Here is a 17,049-nt window from a genome sequence, read left to right on the forward strand (position 1 = left end):
ATGGCGCTGACGACCGTCACCGGCACCAGGGGCATGGTCACCGCGCCGCACTTTTTGGCGGCGGAGGCCGGCCTCGGCGTGCTCCGCGACGGCGGCAACGCGGTCGAGGCGGCGGTCGCCGTCGCGGCGACCCTGGCGGTAGTCTATCCGCACATGACCGGCATCGGCGGCGACGGCTTCTGGCTGATCTGCGAGCCGGATGGCGACGTGCACGCGGTGCACGGCTGCGGTGGCGCCGCGGCCAAGGCGGACCTGTCCCTCTACACGGGACTCGACGCCGTACCCACGCGTGGCCCATTGGCGGCGAACACGGTCGCAGGCACGATCTCCGGATGGGCAGCCGCGTTGGAGCAAACCGGCGGCACCCTGCCGCTCGACCGCCTCGTGCGCGACGCGATCGCCCATGCCGAGGCCGGCGTCGCCGTCACCCCTGGCGGCGCAGCGATCGCCGCCGCCAAGGGCGACGAACTCCGCAATCAACCTGGCGCCTACGCTGCGATCTTCGAGCCCGAGGGCCGCCCGTTGCGCGTCGGCGACCGACTCCGGCAACCGCTGCTCGCGCAAACCCTCCGCCAACTCGCCGCAAACGGCCTCGACGATTTCTACCGCGGGGACCTCGCCGCACGGATCGCCGCCGAGCTGGACGCGCTCGGCAGCCCGGTCGCGCTTGCCGATCTCGCCAGCCACCACGCGACCCGACCAGCACCGCTGACCGTCCGCATAGACGGCGCGCGCCTCTACAACAGCGCACCACCGACGCAGGGCATCGCATCGCTGCTGATCCTCGCGCTGTTCGACCGGCTCGCAGCGAAGGAGGGCGAGAGCTTCGACCATGTCCACGGTCTGATCGAGGCGACCAAACAGGCGTTCCTCTGGCGAGACCGGCATTGCGGCGATCCCGGCTTCATGACCGACGAACCGCAGGCGCTGCTCGACGATGCCGCCGCGCTCGACGCCTTGGCCGCGCGGATCGACCCGACCCACGCGCTCCCCTGGCCGCAACCGCCACAATGGGGCGATACCTGCTGGTTCGGCGCTGCCGATGCCGAGGGCCGCGTGGTCAGTGCTATCCAGTCGACCTATTTCGAGTTCGGGTCGGGCCTCGTCCTGCCGGGCACAGGCGTCACTTGGCAGAACCGCGGCAGTTCGTTCCGCCTCGCCGAGAGCGGCTGGAACGCGCTGAAACCCGGCCGCCAGCCCTTCCACACGCTCAACCCCGCGCTCGCCCGCTTCGACGATGGCCGGACGATGGCGTACGGCACGATGGGCGGCGAAGGCCAGCCGCAGACGCAGGCCGCGCTGTTCACCCGCTATGCCCGCTACGGCAGCGATCTCCAGGCCGCGATCATTGCGCCACGCTGGCTGCTGGGCCGCACCTGGGGCGAGCAGAGCACGACGCTGAAGATCGAGGACGGCCTACCCGCGCCCCTCTACGCAGCACTTGCCGAAGCCGGCCACGACGTCGAACGCGTCGGCCCGCTGACGGCAATGATGGGCCACGCCGGCGCGATCGTCCGCCATGCCGATGGCCGTCTCGAAGGCGCCACCGATCCCCGTAGCGATGGCGGCGTGGCGGCATGGTGACCGCCCTCCCCGGCGGCGCCCGCGCGGTCGCCCGCTGCGACGAACTCGGCGTCGCGCCCTCTAGCGACCTGCCGGACAGCCTCTACCGTGGCTATCTCACCCCCGCCCACCGTGCCGCGCTCGACTGCGTCTGCGCGTGGATGAGCGAAGCCGGCATGCAGGTCCGCATCGACCCCGCCGCCAACCTGATCGGCCGCTACGAAGCCTCCACCGCGGACGCCCCCGCGCTGATCATCGCCAGTCACATCGACAGCGTCCGCGACGGCGGGCGTTACGACGGCCCTCTCGGCATCATGCTCGGGATCGAAGCCGTCGCAGCGCTGCAAGGCCGCCGCCTGCCCTTCGCGATAGAGGTGATCGCGTTCGGCGACGAGGAAGGTTCGCGCTTCCCCGCCGCGATGCTGACCAGCCGCGCGGTCGCCGGCACGCTCGACGCCTCCGCGCTCGACATGGCCGACGCGCACGGCATCTCGGTCGCCGGAGCGCTCGCCGAGATGGACCTGGACGTCGCGAAATACCTGACCGCTGCCCGCAAGCCCGGCACCACGCTCGCCTATCTCGAAGCGCATATCGAACAGGGCCCGCTGCTCGAAGCCGAGGGCCTGGCCGTCGGCACGGTGACCGGCATCGCCGCGCAACTCCGCTACGAGATCACCGTCACCGGCACCGCGGGCCATGCCGGCACCACCTCGATGCCACTCCGCCGCGACGCGCTTGCCGGCGCGGCGGAGATGATCCTCGCGGTCGAGACGATCGCGCGAACCGCCGCCTCCGACCTGGTCGCCACCGTCGGCCGCATCGAAGCGTCGCCCGGCGCCGCCAATGTCATCCCCGGCAGCGTCACGTTCACACTCGACGTGCGCGCAGGCACAGCCGCGCGACGCGACGAAGCCGCCGCCGACATCCTCGCAGCCATCCGTGCAATCGCCAGCAATGATACACCCCACCCTTCCTCGTTCCCCCGCGAACGCGGGGGCCCAGGATTACAGGAGATACCATTCGTGGCTCCTGGGCCCCCGCGTTCGCGGGGGAACAGCGCGCGGGACGACGTGGCCAGCCGCAACCTCGATGTCACCATAACCCTGATCCACGACCTCCCCGCCAGCCCCTGCGACCCCGCCCTGATGGACCTGCTCGACGCCGCCACTACCACCGCCGGCCACCCCGTCCGCCGCCTCGTCTCCGGCGCAGGCCACGACGCCATGGTCATGGCCGCTTTGTGCCCCACAGCCATGCTCTTCATACGCTGCCGTGGCGGCATCAGCCACAACCCCGCCGAACATGTCGACCCCGCCGATGTCGAAATCGCGCTAAAAATCATGTCCGGCTTCATCGACAGACTGGGAGCGTCCCTTGACCCTGCTTGACCCCTTGTTGTTCGGGGAAATCGACCCGCCGCAGCGCCTGCTGATGGGCCCCGGCCCGATCAACGCGCATCCACGCGTGCTGCGCGCGATGGCCGCCGATCTGCTCGGCCAGTTCGACCCCGAGATGACCGCCTACATGAACCAGGTCATGGCGCTCTACCGCCCGGTCTTCGGCACCGCCAACCACTGGACGATGCTGATCGACGGCACCGCGCGGGCCGGGATCGAGGCGGCTTTGGTCAGCCTCGTCACGCCCGGGGATACGGTACTCGTCATCAATTTCGGCCGCTTCGGGTTGCTCCTCACCGAAATCCTCGCCCGCATCGGCGCGGTCGTCGAAACCGTCGAGGCCCCCTGGGGCGAAACCGTCCCACTCGACGCGATCGCCGCCGCAATCGAACGCACCGCCCCCAAGGTCGTCGCCTCGGTCCACGGCGACACCTCGACGACGATGGCCCAACCGCTCGAAGGCCTCGGCGCGCTGTGCCGATCAGCCGGCGCGCTGAGCTATGTCGACGCCACCGCGACCATCGGCGGCATGGAGATCGCGACCGATCGCTGGGGCATCGACGTCGTCACCGGCGGCTTGCAGAAGTGCCTCGGCGGCCCGTCCGGCTCGGCCCCCATCACGATCTCCGACACCGCCGCCGCGCACATCGCTGCCCGCCGCCACATCGAGCGCGGCATCCGTCGCGACGACATTTCTGATGGCGCCGGCCCACGCATAAGCTCGAACTATTTCGACCTCGCGATGATCATGGACTACTGGTCCGACAAGCGCCTCAACCACCACACCGAAGCCACCTCAATGCTCTACGCGGCAAGGGAATGCGCGCGGCTCGCAGTCGGCGAAGGCCTCGAAGCGCGCTTTGCCCGCCACGCCTCGGCCGGCCGCGCGATGACCGCCGGCCTGCGCGCGATGGGCTTGCGCGTGTTCGGCGACGATGCGCACCGGATGACCAACGTCACCGGCGTCCACATCCCCGAAGGCGTGGACGGCGAGCGCGTCCGCACCGCGATGCGCGAGCATTTCGAGATCGAGATCGGCACCGCCTTCGGACCGCTGCAGGGCAAGATCTGGCGGCTCGGCGCGATGGGCTACAACGCGATGAAGCATAAGGTGCTGCTGACCCTGGCGGCGCTCGAAGCATGCCTGAAGGCCGAGGGCTATTTGCTCCCCGACGGCGAGGCGGTGAAGGCGGCGCTCGAGGCTTGGCACGCATGACCCTCGCGCGCGACCTGATCGGCTACGGCGCCACACCACCCGACCCGCGCTGGCCCGGCGGGGCACGCGTGGCCGTACAGTTCGTCATCAACTACGAGGAGGGCGCCGAGAACAGCGTCCTCAACGGCGACGTCGGTTCCGAAGCCTTCCTCTCCGAAATGGTCGGCGCGGCGAGCCACCCGGACCGCGCAATGGCGATGGAAAGCCTCTACGAATATGGCAGCCGCGCCGGCTTCTGGCGCCTCCATCGCCTCTTCACCGAGCGCGCCCTCCTCGTCACGGTATTCGGCGTCGCCAAAGCGCTCGAGACGAACCCGGCGGCGGTCGACGCCATGCTTGCCGCCAACTGGGAGATCGCGAGCCACGGCCTGCGCTGGATCGACTACCAGACCGTCCCCGAAGCCGTGGAACGCGCGCACATCGCCGAAGCCGTCGCGCTCCACACCCACCTGACCGGCACGCGCCCGCTCGGCTGGTACCAGGGCCGCACCTCCCCCAACACCGCGCGGCTGATCGCGGAAGAGGGCGGCTTCGCCTACGACGCCGACAGCTACGCCGACGACCTGCCCTACTGGCAGCACCGACAATTGATCGTCCCCTACACGCTCGACGCCAACGACATGAAGTTCGTGGCCCAGAACGGCTTCACCGAGGGCGACCAGTTCTTCCGCTACCTCCGCGACACGTTCGAGCAACTGCGCAGCGAAGGCGGAAGGATGATGTCGATCGGCCTCCACGCACGCATCGCCGGCCGCCCCGCCCGCGCGCTCGCGCTCGCCAAGTTCCTCGATCACGTCATCGCCAGCGGCGACGCGTGGGTCGCCCGCCGCATCGATATCGCGCGCCACTGGATGGAGGTGCATCCGGCATGATGATCGACGACCCCGTCCTGCTCGCCGAAGTGACCCAGGCGTTCGAAGCCTATGAACGCGCGCTGATGGCCGACGACGTCGCCGCGCTCGACGCGCTGTTCCACGCCGCGCCCACCACCAACCGCTACGGGGTCGGCGAACTCCTGTACGGCATCGACGCGATCCGCGACTTCCGCAAGGGCCGCGGCGGGTCACCCCAACGCAAACTCGGGCGCGTCGCGATCACCGTCTATGGCGATGCGTTCGCCACCGCCGACGCCGAATTCCACCGCGAAGGCAGCGACCGTCGCGGCCGCCAGACGCAATCCTGGGTCAAGTTCGCCGACGGCTGGAAGGTCGTCTCCGCGCACGTGAGCCTCGAAGGGGCGACGCATTGACCGCCGCTGACAAAGAAGCGTTCATCGCCCGCCACGCCGCCCTGTTCGAGCACTCCCCCTGGATCGTCGAACGCGCCGCCGAAGCGCTGCCCTTCGCGGACGTCCACGCCGGACTGATGGCCGCAGTCCACGCAGCCACCCCCGACGAACAGCTCGCCCTGATCCGCGCGCACCCCGAACTCGCCGGCAAGGCCGCGATCGACCGCACGCTGACGGAAGCCTCCACCACCGAGCAAGCCTCCGCCGGTCTCGACCGCCTCACGCCCGCCGAATTCGACCGCTTCCACGCGCTCAACGCCGCGTACCGAGACCGCTTCGACTTCCCCTTCATCATCTGCGTCCGCCTCACCGACAAGGCCGGCATCCTCGCCGCGATGGACCACCGCCTCGCCAACTCCCGCGACGTCGAGATAGCCACCGCCCTCGATCAGATCGGCGAGATCGTCCGGCTCCGACTGGCAGACCTCGCATGATCGGCCTCCCCGCCCTCGAAACGGACCTGGCCCGCCAGCTCACCCTGATCGGCCACGGCGGCGCCGACTGGACCCGCCCCCGCGCGCATCCCGAAGGCCATGTCCACGACGTCATCATCATCGGCGGCGGCCAGAGCGGACTCGCCGTCGCGTTCGGCCTGCTCCGCGAACGCGTCTCGAACATCCTCGTCATCGACGAAAACCCGGCCGGTTACGAAGGCCCGTGGGACACCTATGCGCGGATGATCACGCTGCGCACGCCGAAGGGCCTGAACCCGATCGATTTCGGCGTCCCGGCGCTCAGCTTCCGCGCCTGGTACGAAGCGCAGCACAGTGCCGACGGCTGGGACGCGCTCGACAAGATCCCCCGCGGCGACTGGATGGCCTACCTCCGCTGGTACCGCCGCGTGCTCGCACTCCCGGTTCGCAACGACGCGAAGCTCGACCTGATCGAACCGCTCGGAGACGGCCTCTACCGTCTCCAAATCGTCGGCCAGGCGCCACTGCTCGCGCGCAAAGTCGTCCTCGCGACCGGTATCCAGGGCGGCGGCGAATGGCACGTGCCCGCAATGATCGCCGACGCGCTACCCCGCACGCTCTACGCGCATACCAGCGAACCGATCGACTATGCCGCCCTCGCCGGCAAACGGATTGGCATCCTCGGCGGCGGCGCCTCCGCCTTCGACAACGCCAACGCCGCACTCGAATTGGGCGTCGGCACCTGCGACGTGTTCCTCCGCCGGAAGATCCTGCCGCGCATCAACCCGATCCGCCACATGGAGCGCGTCGGCTTCACCGGCCGCTATCCCGCACTCGCCGACGCGGACAAATACGCGGTGATGGCGGCGTTCCTCGGCCACAACCAGCCCCCCACCAACGACACGTTCGCGCGCGCCTCCGCCAAACCCGGCTTCGCGCTGCACCTCGGCACACCCTGGCTGTCGGTCGCATCCGAAGACGGCAAGGTCCGCGTGACGACTCCCCAAGGCAAGCATGAATTCGATTTCGTCGTGCTCTCGACCGGTCTCGTCAGCGATTCCGGCCTCCGCCCCGAACTGAAGCTGGTGGCCGACAGAATCGCCCGCTGGTCCGACCGCTTCACGCCCCCCAAAGGCGAGGCCAACGCACTGATCGACGCGCACCCCTATCTCGGCCCCGGCTTCGAATTCCTCCCGCGCGGCACCGCCCCGCTCCACGGCCTGTTCGCCTTCAACTACGCAGCACTCGTCAGCCTAGGCCTCTCCGCCTCCGCGCTGTCGGGCCTGCGCACCGCACTCCCCCGCGTGACGAAGGGCATCACCGACCAACTCTTCCTCGACGATCGCGAAGCGCTCGTCGCCGACCTGCTCGCCTATGACGAAGCCGAATTCGTCGGCGAATGGCCCCGTCTCCAGGACACCGCAGCATGACGACCCTCTCCACCCACGTCCTCGACACCGCACATGGCCGGCCCGCCGCGCATGTCGCCGTCCGGCTATCGACCGCGGCGGGCGTCTGGCTGTTCTCCGCCGTCACCAACGCAGACGGCCGCTGCCCCGGCCTGCCCGCCATCAAGCCCGGCCGCTACCGCCTCGAATTCGCCGTCGCCGAGTATTTCCGGGGCCTCGACGTCGCCCTGCCCGACCCGCCGTTCCTCGATATCGTCGCGATCGACTTCGGCATCGCCGACGAAGCCGGCCACTACCACGTGCCGCTGCTCGTCTCGCCGTTCGCCTATTCGACCTACCGAGGGAGCTGACATGACCGTCCGCTTTGTGCTCGATCAAGAGGTAATCGAGCTCGCCGAGGTCGATCCGACCGCCACGCTGCTCGACCATCTCCGCTACCGGATGCGCCGGACCGGCACCAAGGAAGGCTGCGCGGAGGGCGACTGCGGGGCGTGCACCGTCCTCGTCGGCGACCTGGACCACACGCATGACGCGGTGACCTGGCGCGCGGTCAACGCCTGCATCCTCTTCCTGCCGATGCTCCACGGCAAGGCGCTGCTGACCGTCGAAAGCCTCGCGCAGGACGGCGTCTTCACCCCGCTCCAGACCTGCATGGCGGAAAACGGGAGCTCGCAATGCGGCTTCTGCACGCCCGGCTTCGTCATGTCGCTCCACGGCCGCAGCATCGGCGCGACCGGTCACACGCTCCCGGTTGCAGACGTCATCGCGGGCAATCTCTGCCGCTGCACCGGCTACGGCCCGATCCTCGCGGCTGGCGATGCCGTCGAGCCCACGCCGCAGGATGACCAACGGCTGGTCGCCAAGCTGAAGGCGCTGGCCGAAACCGACACCGTCTCGGGCCGCTTCGGCGACCGCCAATGGTTTATTCCGCGCACCACAACCGCGCTCGTCGAACTTCTCGTCGAACATCCTAAGGCACGCCTCGTCGCAGGCGCGACCGACGTCGGCCTATCGGTCACCAAGGGCCTGCAAACGATCGACACGCTAATCTTCCTCGGCGACATTCCGGAACTGGCCCGGATCGAAGACACTCCGGATGGCCTGACGATCGGCGCAGCCGTACGCTACGCCGACGCGCACGACGCCTTCACCCGCCTGCACCCCGATCTCGGCGAACTCACCCGACGCCTCGGCGGTCTCCAGGTCCGCAACGCTGGCACGATCGGCGGCAACATCGCCAACGGCTCCCCGATCGGCGACGGCCCGCCCGCGTTCATCGCACTCTGCGCGACGCTCACAGTGCGCAGCGCCGAAGGCCGCCGGACGATGCCCCTCGAACGCTATTTCATCGCCTACGGACAGCAGGATCTCCGCCCCGGCGAGTTCGTCGAAAGCCTCCACATCCCCCGCCCCGGTCCGGACGACGTCATCCACATCTCGAAACTCGCGCGCCGGTTCGACAGCGACATCACCGCGGTCTGCGGCGCGTTCAAGCTGACCGTTCGCGACGGCCGGACCACCGACGCCCGCATCGCCTTCGGTGGCATGGCGGCAACCCCGAAGCGCGCCGGCGGATGCGAGGCCGCCCTCACCGGCCGCCCCTTCACGCTCGCCACGATCCAGACCGCGATGGATGCGCTCCGCAGCGACTACGCCCCGCTCACCGACGTTCGCGGGTCCTCCGCATACCGCATTGACGCCGCCGCCAACTTGCTGCTCCGCCTCTGGTACAAGGCGCAGGGCGAAACCGTCTCCGTGCTCGACCTGGAATCCGCCGGTGCCTGACCGCAATCCCAAGCCGAGCAACCCGCACGACAGCGCCCGCCTCCACGTCAGCGGCGCCGCGCTGTACGTCGACGACGTCGGCGAACCCGGCGACATGCTCCACCTCGCCTTCGGACAAAGCAGCGAAGCCCATGCCGACATCGCCGCGATCGAACTCGCCACCGTCCGCGCGGCACCCGGCGTCGTCGCCGTCTTCACCGCGTCCGACATCCCCGGCGCCAACAACGTCAGCCCGGTCGCGAAGGACGACCTGCTGCTCGCCGACGGTGAAGTCCTGTACGTCGGCCAGCCGATCTTCCTCGTCGCCGCGACCAGCCAGCGCGCCGCCCGCGCCGCCGCCCGGCTCGGCCAGATCACCTACGAAGCCCGCCCCGCACATCTCACGATCGAAGCCGCACGCGAGGCGAAATCCGAGATCGAACCAGCCCAACGCATGGCCCGCGGCGACGCAGCCGCCGCGCTCGCCAAAGCCCCGCACCACATCAGCGGCAGCTTCGCGATGGGCGGCCAGGACCATTTCTATCTCGAAGGCCAAGTCGCGGTCGCCACCCCCGGCGAAGACGGCCAAGTCCACATCCTCAGCTCGACCCAGCATCCGAGCGAAATCCAGCACCTCGTCGCGCACCTGCTCCACCGCAGCTCCGCCGACATCACCGTCGAGGTCCGCCGGATGGGCGGCGCATTCGGCGGCAAGGAAACCCAGGCCGCCGCCTTCGCCGCCGCCGCCGCGCTGATCGCCGACAAGACCCGCCGCCCCGCCAAATTCCGCTGCGACCGCGACGACGACATGATCCTGACCGGCAAGCGGCATGATTTCGCGGTCGCCTACGACGTCGGCTACGACGACGAAGGCCGCATCCTTGCGCTTCAGCTTCGCCTAGCCTCGCGCTGCGGCGCCACGGTCGATCTGTCGCCCGCGATCAACGACCGCGCGATGTTCCACAGCGACAATTGCTACTGGCTGCCCGATGTCGAGATCGTCTCCGAACGGCTGAAGACCAACACCGTTTCCGCCACCGCCTTTCGCGGCTTCGGCGGGCCGCAAGGCATGCTCGCGATCGAGCGTGTGATCGACGACGTCGCCGCGCATCTCGGTCGCGATCCATTGGCGGTAAGGCTTGCCAACCTCTACGCCCCCGGCCGAGACATCACGCCCTACGGCATGACAGTCGCCGACAACATCGCCCCGCAACTCGTTGCCAAGCTGCGACAAGATGCGCACTATGACGCGAGACGGCAGGAGGTCGACGCCTTCAACGCCCGCAACCGCGTCATCAAGAAGGGCATCGCGCTCACCCCCGTAAAATTCGGGATCAGCTTCACGACGACGCATCTCAACCAGGCCGGCGCGCTGGTCCACGTCTATGCGGACGGCAGCATTCAGATCAATCACGGCGGCACCGAGATGGGCCAGGGCCTCTACATCAAGATCGCACAGATCGTCGCCGACGTCTTCGCGGTGCCGGTCTCGCAGGTCCGCATCACAGCGACGCGCACCGACAAGGTCCCCAACACCTCGGCGACGGCGGCATCGTCCGGCGCCGATCTCAACGGCATGGCGGCGTACAACGCGGCGATGACGATCCGAGACCGTCTGACCGGGTTCCTCGAGCGAACCTTCGACTGCAACGACGTCCAGTTCACCCCCGATGGTGTCGTCGCCGGCCGGGAACATCTTACGTTCGGCGAACTTGCCAGGAAAGCGCATATGGGCCGCATCTCGCTCTCCGCGACCGGCTATTACGCCACCCCCGACATCGCCTACGACCGCGCCGCGCATCAGGGCCGCCCGTTCTATTACTTTGCCTATGGCGCGGCGCTCGCCGAAGTCGCGATCGACACGCTCACCGGCGAGCACAAGGTGCTAGCCGTCGACATCCTCCACGACGTCGGCCGCTCGCTCAACCCGGCGATCGACATCGGCCAGATCGAGGGCGGCTTCCTCCAGGGCCAGGGCTGGCTGACCACCGAAGAACTCGTGTTCGACGAGCACGGCCGCCTGCTCACCCATTCCCCCGCCACCTACAAGATCCCGACCGCCGCCGACCGCCCGCGCCATCTGAATATAACGCTTTGGGACGGCGAGAACGTCCAGCCGACGATCAACCGTTCGAAAGCGGTCGGCGAACCCCCGTTCATGCTCGCCATCGCCGTCTTCTCCGCGCTCAACCAGGCCATCGCCGCGACCGCGCCCGACACCCGCAGCATCCCGCCCCTGAACGCCCCCGCCACCCCCGAAGCGATCCTCCGCGCGATCGCCGGCCACCGCGCATGATCGACTGGCTCATCTGGCTCCGCGACATCGCAGCACACGAACCCGCCGCGATGATCAGCGTCCTCGCCAGCGAAGGCTCCGCCCCCCGCGGCGCCGGCACGCGCATGCTGGTCACCGCGACCGCACTCCAAGGCACGATCGGCGGCGGCCAACTCGAATACCGCGCGATCGAACAGGCCCGAGCGATCCTCGTCCTTCCCGCCGGAAGCTGGCGCATCCAGGATTACCCGCTCGGCCCCTTGCTCGGCCAATGCTGCGGCGGCCGCGTGCGGCTGCTCATCGAACATGTCGATCCCGCTGGTCTCGGCTGGATCCCCGACGCCACCGAAGAACGCGTGCTCGTCTCGACGCTGACGCCCGCCGGGATCGAACGCCGCATCAGCCGCGACGCCATCGCAACCACGCTCTCCGCCAGAGGACCAGCCCCGCTCCCCGGCACGACCTTCGCCGAGGTCGTCGGCCAGCGCCGTCGCCCCGTCTACCTTTTTGGCGCTGGCCATGTCGGGCAAGCCATCGCCCGCCACGCCGCCAATCTGCCCTTTCGTCTCGCCTGGTTCGACACCCGCCCAATCTTCGAAACGATCGACGGCGTCGTGATCGTCCCCGAAGCCGGAATCGCCGCGTGCGTCGCCGACGCCCCCGACGACAGCGCGATCCTGATCCTCACCCACGATCACGCGCTCGATTACCAACTGACCAAGGCCGCGCTCGAACGACCATCACCCGCCTTCGTCGGCCTGATCGGATCCGCCACCAAGCGCGCCCGCTTCGACGCCCGCCTAGACCGCGAAGGCATCCCCGCCGAAGCGCGCGCGCGCCTCACATCCCCCATCGGCATAGCCCGAGTCCCCGGCAAGGAGCCCGACGTCATCGCCATCTCCACCCTCGCGCAACTGCTTCAACTGGGACCCGCATGAAACCGACGCCCTTCCGCCACGCGCTGCGCCTCGCCGGCCTCTGCCTGGCGATCCTCCTGTCCACCGGCCCCGCCACCGCACAGGATCACCGGCGGAAAGTCATCATCGACGACGAGGGGTTCGGGCTCATGCACCTGATGCTGCTCGACGCGCCCGACGTGGACGTCGTCGGCATCACCACCGTATCGGGCAATGTCTGGGCCAACCGCGCGACCGCGCTCGCCCTGCGCGGCGTCGAGATCGCCGGCCGCACCGACGTGCCCGTGGTGCAGGGCGCGACCTACCCCCTGCTCAATTCCGAAGCGCTGACCGATCGCTGGGAGGCGCTGTACGGCAAGCTCATCTGGAAAGGCGCGTGGATGAAGGCGTGGGTCGAGCCGACCCAGCAGGCCGCGCCGCCCTATTACGGCCCGACGGACTCGGTGGTGCTCCCCGGCGGCAACGCGAAGATCGAACCCTCGACCGAGATCGCCGCGTTATACCTGATCCGGATGGTGCACGCGCACCCGGGCGAGATCACGATCGTCGCCGCCGGGCCGCTCACCAACCTCGCGCTCGCGCAACGCCTCGACCCGAGTTTCGCCAGTTTCGCGAAGGAGCTCGTCTATATGGGCGGCAGCCTCAACCCGCGGCAGATGCTCGCGAACACATCCGCCGGCGATTTCGCGCGCGAGTATGTCAACGCTCCGCGCCGCGAGTTCAACATCCGCTTCGATCCCGAGGCGGCGAGCATCGTCCTCCACAGCCCGTGGAAACACATCACGCTCGTGCCCGTAGACCCGACGACCGCCACGCAGTTGAGCCCCGAACTGCTCGCCCACCTCGCCAAGGTCGCCGACCCCGCGGTCGCAAAACTCATCACCGCCATGGAGCCCGGCTTTCCGCTATGGGACGAGGTCACCGCGGGCATATGGCTCGATCCGACGATCGTCACCGCGAAGGAGACGCTGTTCGTCGACGCGGACACGCAGTTCGGTGCGGGCTACGGCGACCTGCTCTCGTGGGATAAGGCCTATCGCCCCGGATTGGGCGAGCAACCCGCCGACGTCGTTCGCGCGGTCGACCCCGCCAAACTGGAGGCCTTGATGACCAAACTCATCGCCAACGCCTCGCACCACGCCAAACGAAAATAGCGCTCACCCGTCCGGGTCGACCGCGGCGTCGATCGAGGCGGGATAGCTCAACTGCGCGAACCCGTTCTCGATCTCGCGCAGCACGATCCCCGCCGCATAGGACGGCGTCCGCGCCGACGCCGTGCACAGCGCCAGGATCATCGGCCGCAGGATCGCATCCGAAATCCGCGTGAACGACAACAGCCCGCGCCGCACTTCGGTCGTCACGTCGATCGAGGTCAGGATGCCGATCCCGACGCCCTGCAGCACCAGCGACGTGATCATCTGGATATTGTCCGACGTCACCGTCTTGTCGACGACCACGCCGGTGATCCCCTCCAGCACCGCGATCTGCTGGCACACCGCAAGCGGCTCGGCCGGCACGATCAGCGCCGAGCCCGCACACGCCGAGAACCGCGCTTCCCGCTCCCGCCCCAGCGGATGCCCGGCCGGCGTCAGCAGCCCCAGCACTACCTCGACGAACGCGCGCACCGTGATCCCGCGAAAGGATTGCGGCTCGAAGAAGATCCCGAAATCCACCTCGCCGCTCAGGATCGCGCTGCGCACCGCATCGTTGTTGAGCACCTTGATGCCGATCGTGATGCCCGGATACTGGCTCTGGATCGTCTGGACGATGCTTGGAATGTACCCCTTCGCCAGCGCGTCGATGATCGCGATGTCGACATGCCCGCGCTTCAGCCCGCGCAGATCCTCGATCCGGGTGCGCACCTCGACCAGGTCCTTCTGCCATTTGAGCCCCGACGCCATCAGGATCTCGCCCGCCGCGGTCAGCCTGAGCCCGGTCGGCAGCCGCTCGAACAGCGGCATGCCCATGTCCGCCTCGACGTTGAGGATCTGGCGATCGATCGCCGACGCCGAGACGTTGAGCACGTCGGCTGCCTTCCGGATCGACCCCAATCGTCCGACCGCGATAAAATAGCGCAGGAATCGTGAAAAGGCGGGCATGGACCACTCTATTTTTTGCAACGGGCTGCGGGATTCATTGCATTTGATAGCCGCAGGTCAAGCCCGTACGCCTTGCGCATAACTATAAAAGTCGGGGGCGGATCGGCGCACCAATGAAACCGAAGCCAGTTCAACGGGCACGGCACTATTGGCGCGGAACATATCTAGGGACGCTGGGGCATCCCTAAATTACGATCAGGGGGACTACCGACAATGCCAGTATTTCAGGGCTTCGGCTCGACGGTCGTTTGCGCACCCCGCGGACGTCTCGGGATGTATCGTCTTGCGTGTGTCGCAAGCCTGCTGAGCTGTACCGCGATAACGTCGCCCGCTTTCGCACAGACCTCCACGACACAGACCCCAGCCGACGAGAGCGCGGAGATTGTCGTCACCGGGTCGCTCGACGCGCTGCCGAACAAGGACGTCGGCTCGATATTCGGGTTCGACAAGACGCTGGTCGAAACCCCGCGCTCCGCGTCGACGATCAGCGGCGAGCAGATCGAGCGGTTCGGCATCACCGACATCTACGATCTCGTCGCGCAGGCGCCGGGCACCTTCACCAACTCGTTCTTCGGCGTCGGCGGCGCGCTCGATATCCGCGGCACGCCCGGCGAGGTCTATTTCCGCGGTGTCCGCCGGCTCGACAATCCGGGCAATTACCCGACGCCGATCGGCGCCTCCGACCGGATCGATATCGTCCGCGGCCCCGCCTCGCCGATCTACGGTCCGTCAAAGACCGGCGGCTACATGAACTTCGTGCCCAAGTCGGCGCGCGTGAAGGGCGGCGCACTGCTCGATCACGCCGAAGGCGAGATCAGCTACACCGGCGGCAGCTGGAACCGAAACGTGCTGAAGGCCGAGGTGCGCGGCCCCGCGCGCGTGATGGGCACCGAATTCGGCTACAGCCTGTACGCCGAGATCGAGGATTCGGGCAGCTATTACCGCAACATGGGCACCAACCAGACGGTCCTCCAGGCGGCGTTCGACAACCAGCTCACCGACGCATTGCGGATCGAATTCGGCGGCATGTACCAGAAATATTCCGGCCAGCAGAATGGCGGCTGGAACCGGCTGACGCAGGATCTGGTCGATAATGGCACCTACATCACCGGCTCGGCCAAGCCGCTCGATACCAACGGCGACGGCCAGCTTTCGCCAGCGGAATTCACCGCGGTCGGCAATTTCTCACCGTTCGGTGGCTTTGGCTGCGGCGGCAACGTCACCGCGGCCTCGATCACCAACGCCTGCTTCAACACACTCACCGCCGCAAATGGCACGGGCCCGAGCAACTATCTCGCACTCCAGAACGTCGGCACCACGAAACTCAGCCGCAAGAACGTGCTTACCGGCGAAAACGACTTCCTCAAGAACACCGCCAAGACCGGCTATTTCGACATCATCTTCGACGGCGGCAACGGCTTCGAGATCAAGAACCAGCTGTTCTACGATGGCTACAACAACGACAACGAGAACGCGTACGGCTTTTCGCAATTCCACGATTCCTGGGTGATCGAGGACAAGATCGTCGTCTCCAAGGCGTTCAAGACCGACGTCGGCAAATTCTCGTTCCAGGTATCGCCATCGATCCGCTACACCGATTTCCTGCACGGCGAAGACTTTGATTTCGAGTATTTCCACCGGGTCGACCTGACGCAAGGCTACACCCCACTGTCCGACCGTCTGCTGTCGACCGAGTGCGACTGCAATTACACCAATTACGTAAAGGGCCATTATACCGACTACGGCCTTGCCGGGCTCGCCGATCTCGACTTCGACTTCGGTCTCGATCTGGTGCTCGGTGCGCGTTACGACGTCATCGACGCCAAATCGACGATCGATCCGACCAAGGTCCGTGTCGTTCCCGCCGTCCTGACCGGAACCGGCAGCACCGGCGCATGGTCGTGGACCGCCAGCGCGTCGTACAAACTCCCGTTCGGGCTCATTCCCTACGTCACCGCGTCGCGCCAATCGACCGTGGTCGCCGGCCAGGGTGCCGAAATCGCCGTCGCAGACGTGATAGGCGAGAATTTCGTCGCCGCGTCGAAGCTCTACGAAGGTGGCCTCAAGGGCAGCTTCCTCGACGACAAGCTCTACGCGGCGGTCTCGGTCTACAAACAGACGCGTACCGATCACAATGTCCAGTCGGCTACGGTCAACCAGTCGGTCGAAACCCGGGGCCTCGAGGCCGAAGCCCGCTGGGCGGTCGACAAGCACCTCTTCATCACCGGCGCCTATACGCGGACCAAAGTCTACAACCAGACCTTCCTCGATGCCGGCACCGCGTTCAGCTTCTTCGGGATCGAGGATCTGGTCAACGTCACCGATCCTACGCTGTTTCTCGGCGGCCAACCCGGTGGCCTCGTCCTGATCCCCGACAAGGAGGCGTCGCGCCGTCAGGGCATCCCGACCAATCTCTATTCGGCGACCGCCAGCTACGCGTTCGACAACGGCATCGCGCTGACCGCCAGCGTCGTCCAGGTGGATTCGGTGTTCTCGGGCCAGTCGCGCGTGGTGAAGCTGCCGGCCTACACGCTCGTCGATCTCGGCGCCTCGTTCCAGAAGGACAATTGGCTGTTCCGCGTCGTCGTCAAGAACGTGACGGACACGACCTATTACCGCGCCAACTTCACCGAATTGTTCGGCAGTACGATCGTCCTGCCGGAGCGGCCCCGCAGCTTCCAGGGCTCGGTCATCTACAAGTTCTGACG

The 17,049-nt window shown here is 67.6% G+C and carries 14 protein-coding genes; 13 read left to right on the plus strand and 1 reads right to left on the minus strand.

All coding sequences use genetic code 11. The annotated features are described in order from the left end of the window. The 12 genes from VH567_RS00135 to VH567_RS00190 are packed head-to-tail and all read left to right on the plus strand — an operon-like array spanning position 1 to position 13,396. Positions 1-1,584 (plus strand): gamma-glutamyltransferase family protein, encoded by a 1,584-nt coding sequence (locus VH567_RS00135; RefSeq protein WP_423322194.1) that lies wholly within the window; start codon positions 1-3, stop codon positions 1,582-1,584. Continuing rightward, positions 1,578-2,951 (plus strand): Zn-dependent hydrolase, encoded by a 1,374-nt coding sequence (locus tag VH567_RS00140; protein ID WP_423322195.1) that lies wholly within the window; start codon positions 1,578-1,580, stop codon positions 2,949-2,951. The genes VH567_RS00135 and VH567_RS00140 overlap by 7 nt, the downstream gene beginning before the upstream one ends. 43 nt (positions 2,952-2,994) lie before the next feature. Beyond that, a complete protein-coding gene (locus VH567_RS00145; RefSeq protein WP_423323633.1) occupies positions 2,995-4,176 on the plus strand; it encodes a pyridoxal-phosphate-dependent aminotransferase family protein in 1,182 nt (393 codons plus the stop codon). Beyond that, a complete protein-coding gene (gene puuE / locus VH567_RS00150; protein WP_423322196.1) occupies positions 4,173-5,048 on the plus strand; it encodes an allantoinase PuuE in 876 nt (291 codons plus the stop codon). Before VH567_RS00145 ends, puuE begins: the two co-directional genes overlap by 4 nt. Next, positions 5,045-5,425: an oxalurate catabolism protein HpxZ gene (gene hpxZ, locus VH567_RS00155; protein WP_423322197.1), complete on the plus strand. Its 381-nt coding sequence runs from the start codon at positions 5,045-5,047 to the stop codon at positions 5,423-5,425. Before puuE ends, hpxZ begins: the two co-directional genes overlap by 4 nt. Beyond that, a complete protein-coding gene (gene uraD / locus VH567_RS00160) occupies positions 5,422-5,898 on the plus strand; it encodes a 2-oxo-4-hydroxy-4-carboxy-5-ureidoimidazoline decarboxylase (RefSeq protein WP_423322198.1) in 477 nt (158 codons plus the stop codon). Before hpxZ ends, uraD begins: the two co-directional genes overlap by 4 nt. Then, positions 5,895-7,307, plus strand: a complete 1,413-nt coding sequence (locus tag VH567_RS00165; RefSeq protein WP_423322199.1) for an FAD/NAD(P)-binding protein — start codon at positions 5,895-5,897, stop codon at positions 7,305-7,307. The genes uraD and VH567_RS00165 overlap by 4 nt, the downstream gene beginning before the upstream one ends. Then, positions 7,304-7,636 (plus strand): hydroxyisourate hydrolase, encoded by a 333-nt coding sequence (uraH, locus tag VH567_RS00170; RefSeq protein WP_423322200.1) that lies wholly within the window; start codon positions 7,304-7,306, stop codon positions 7,634-7,636. Before VH567_RS00165 ends, uraH begins: the two co-directional genes overlap by 4 nt. Position 7,637: 1 nt before the next feature. Then, a complete protein-coding gene (gene xdhA, locus VH567_RS00175; RefSeq protein ID WP_423322201.1) occupies positions 7,638-9,071 on the plus strand; it encodes a xanthine dehydrogenase small subunit in 1,434 nt (477 codons plus the stop codon). Then, entirely contained in the window at positions 9,064-11,346 is a 2,283-nt protein-coding gene (gene xdhB, locus VH567_RS00180) for a xanthine dehydrogenase molybdopterin binding subunit (protein WP_423322202.1), read from the plus strand. The genes xdhA and xdhB overlap by 8 nt, the downstream gene beginning before the upstream one ends. After that, on the plus strand, positions 11,343-12,263 hold the full coding sequence (gene xdhC, locus VH567_RS00185; protein ID WP_423322203.1) for a xanthine dehydrogenase accessory protein XdhC: 921 nt from the start codon (positions 11,343-11,345) through the stop codon (positions 12,261-12,263). The genes xdhB and xdhC overlap by 4 nt, the downstream gene beginning before the upstream one ends. Continuing rightward, positions 12,260-13,396, plus strand: coding sequence for a nucleoside hydrolase (locus VH567_RS00190; protein ID WP_423322204.1), 1,137 nt, complete (start codon positions 12,260-12,262; stop codon positions 13,394-13,396). Before xdhC ends, VH567_RS00190 begins: the two co-directional genes overlap by 4 nt. 3 nt (positions 13,397-13,399) lie before the next feature. Here VH567_RS00190 and VH567_RS00195 read toward each other — a convergent pair whose 3' ends face one another. Next, positions 13,400-14,341, minus strand: a complete 942-nt coding sequence (locus VH567_RS00195; RefSeq protein ID WP_423322205.1) for a LysR family transcriptional regulator — start codon at positions 14,339-14,341, stop codon at positions 13,400-13,402. A gap of 273 nt (positions 14,342-14,614) precedes the next feature. Here VH567_RS00195 and VH567_RS00200 point away from each other — a divergent pair, with 273 nt between their 5' ends. After that, positions 14,615-17,047 carry a TonB-dependent siderophore receptor gene (locus tag VH567_RS00200; RefSeq protein WP_423322206.1) on the plus strand — a complete coding sequence of 811 codons (2,433 nt, stop codon included), beginning with the start codon at positions 14,615-14,617 and terminating at the stop codon, positions 17,045-17,047. Positions 17,048-17,049 lie beyond the last annotated feature (2 nt).

This window comes from Sphingomonas sp. 4RDLI-65, assembly GCF_049472435.1.
Taxonomy (GTDB): Bacteria; Pseudomonadota; Alphaproteobacteria; order Sphingomonadales; family Sphingomonadaceae; genus Sphingomonas.

Coding starts and splice junctions, on each gene's coding strand:
- VH567_RS00135 (WP_423322194.1), top strand. CDS start 1: ATGGCGCTGACGACCGTCACCGGCACCAGGGGCATGGTCACCGCGCCG.
- VH567_RS00140 (WP_423322195.1), top strand. CDS start 1,578: ATGGTGACCGCCCTCCCCGGCGGCGCCCGCGCGGTCGCCCGCTGCGAC.
- VH567_RS00145 (WP_423323633.1), top strand. CDS start 2,995: ATGGGCCCCGGCCCGATCAACGCGCATCCACGCGTGCTGCGCGCGATG.
- puuE (WP_423322196.1), top strand. CDS start 4,173: ATGACCCTCGCGCGCGACCTGATCGGCTACGGCGCCACACCACCCGAC.
- hpxZ (WP_423322197.1), top strand. CDS start 5,045: ATGATGATCGACGACCCCGTCCTGCTCGCCGAAGTGACCCAGGCGTTC.
- VH567_RS00165 (WP_423322199.1), top strand. CDS start 5,895: ATGATCGGCCTCCCCGCCCTCGAAACGGACCTGGCCCGCCAGCTCACC.
- uraH (WP_423322200.1), top strand. CDS start 7,304: ATGACGACCCTCTCCACCCACGTCCTCGACACCGCACATGGCCGGCCC.
- xdhA (WP_423322201.1), top strand. CDS start 7,638: ATGACCGTCCGCTTTGTGCTCGATCAAGAGGTAATCGAGCTCGCCGAG.
- xdhC (WP_423322203.1), top strand. CDS start 11,343: ATGATCGACTGGCTCATCTGGCTCCGCGACATCGCAGCACACGAACCC.
- VH567_RS00190 (WP_423322204.1), top strand. CDS start 12,260: ATGAAACCGACGCCCTTCCGCCACGCGCTGCGCCTCGCCGGCCTCTGC.
- VH567_RS00195 (WP_423322205.1), bottom strand. CDS start 14,341: ATGCCCGCCTTTTCACGATTCCTGCGCTATTTTATCGCGGTCGGACGA.
- VH567_RS00200 (WP_423322206.1), top strand. CDS start 14,615: ATGTATCGTCTTGCGTGTGTCGCAAGCCTGCTGAGCTGTACCGCGATA.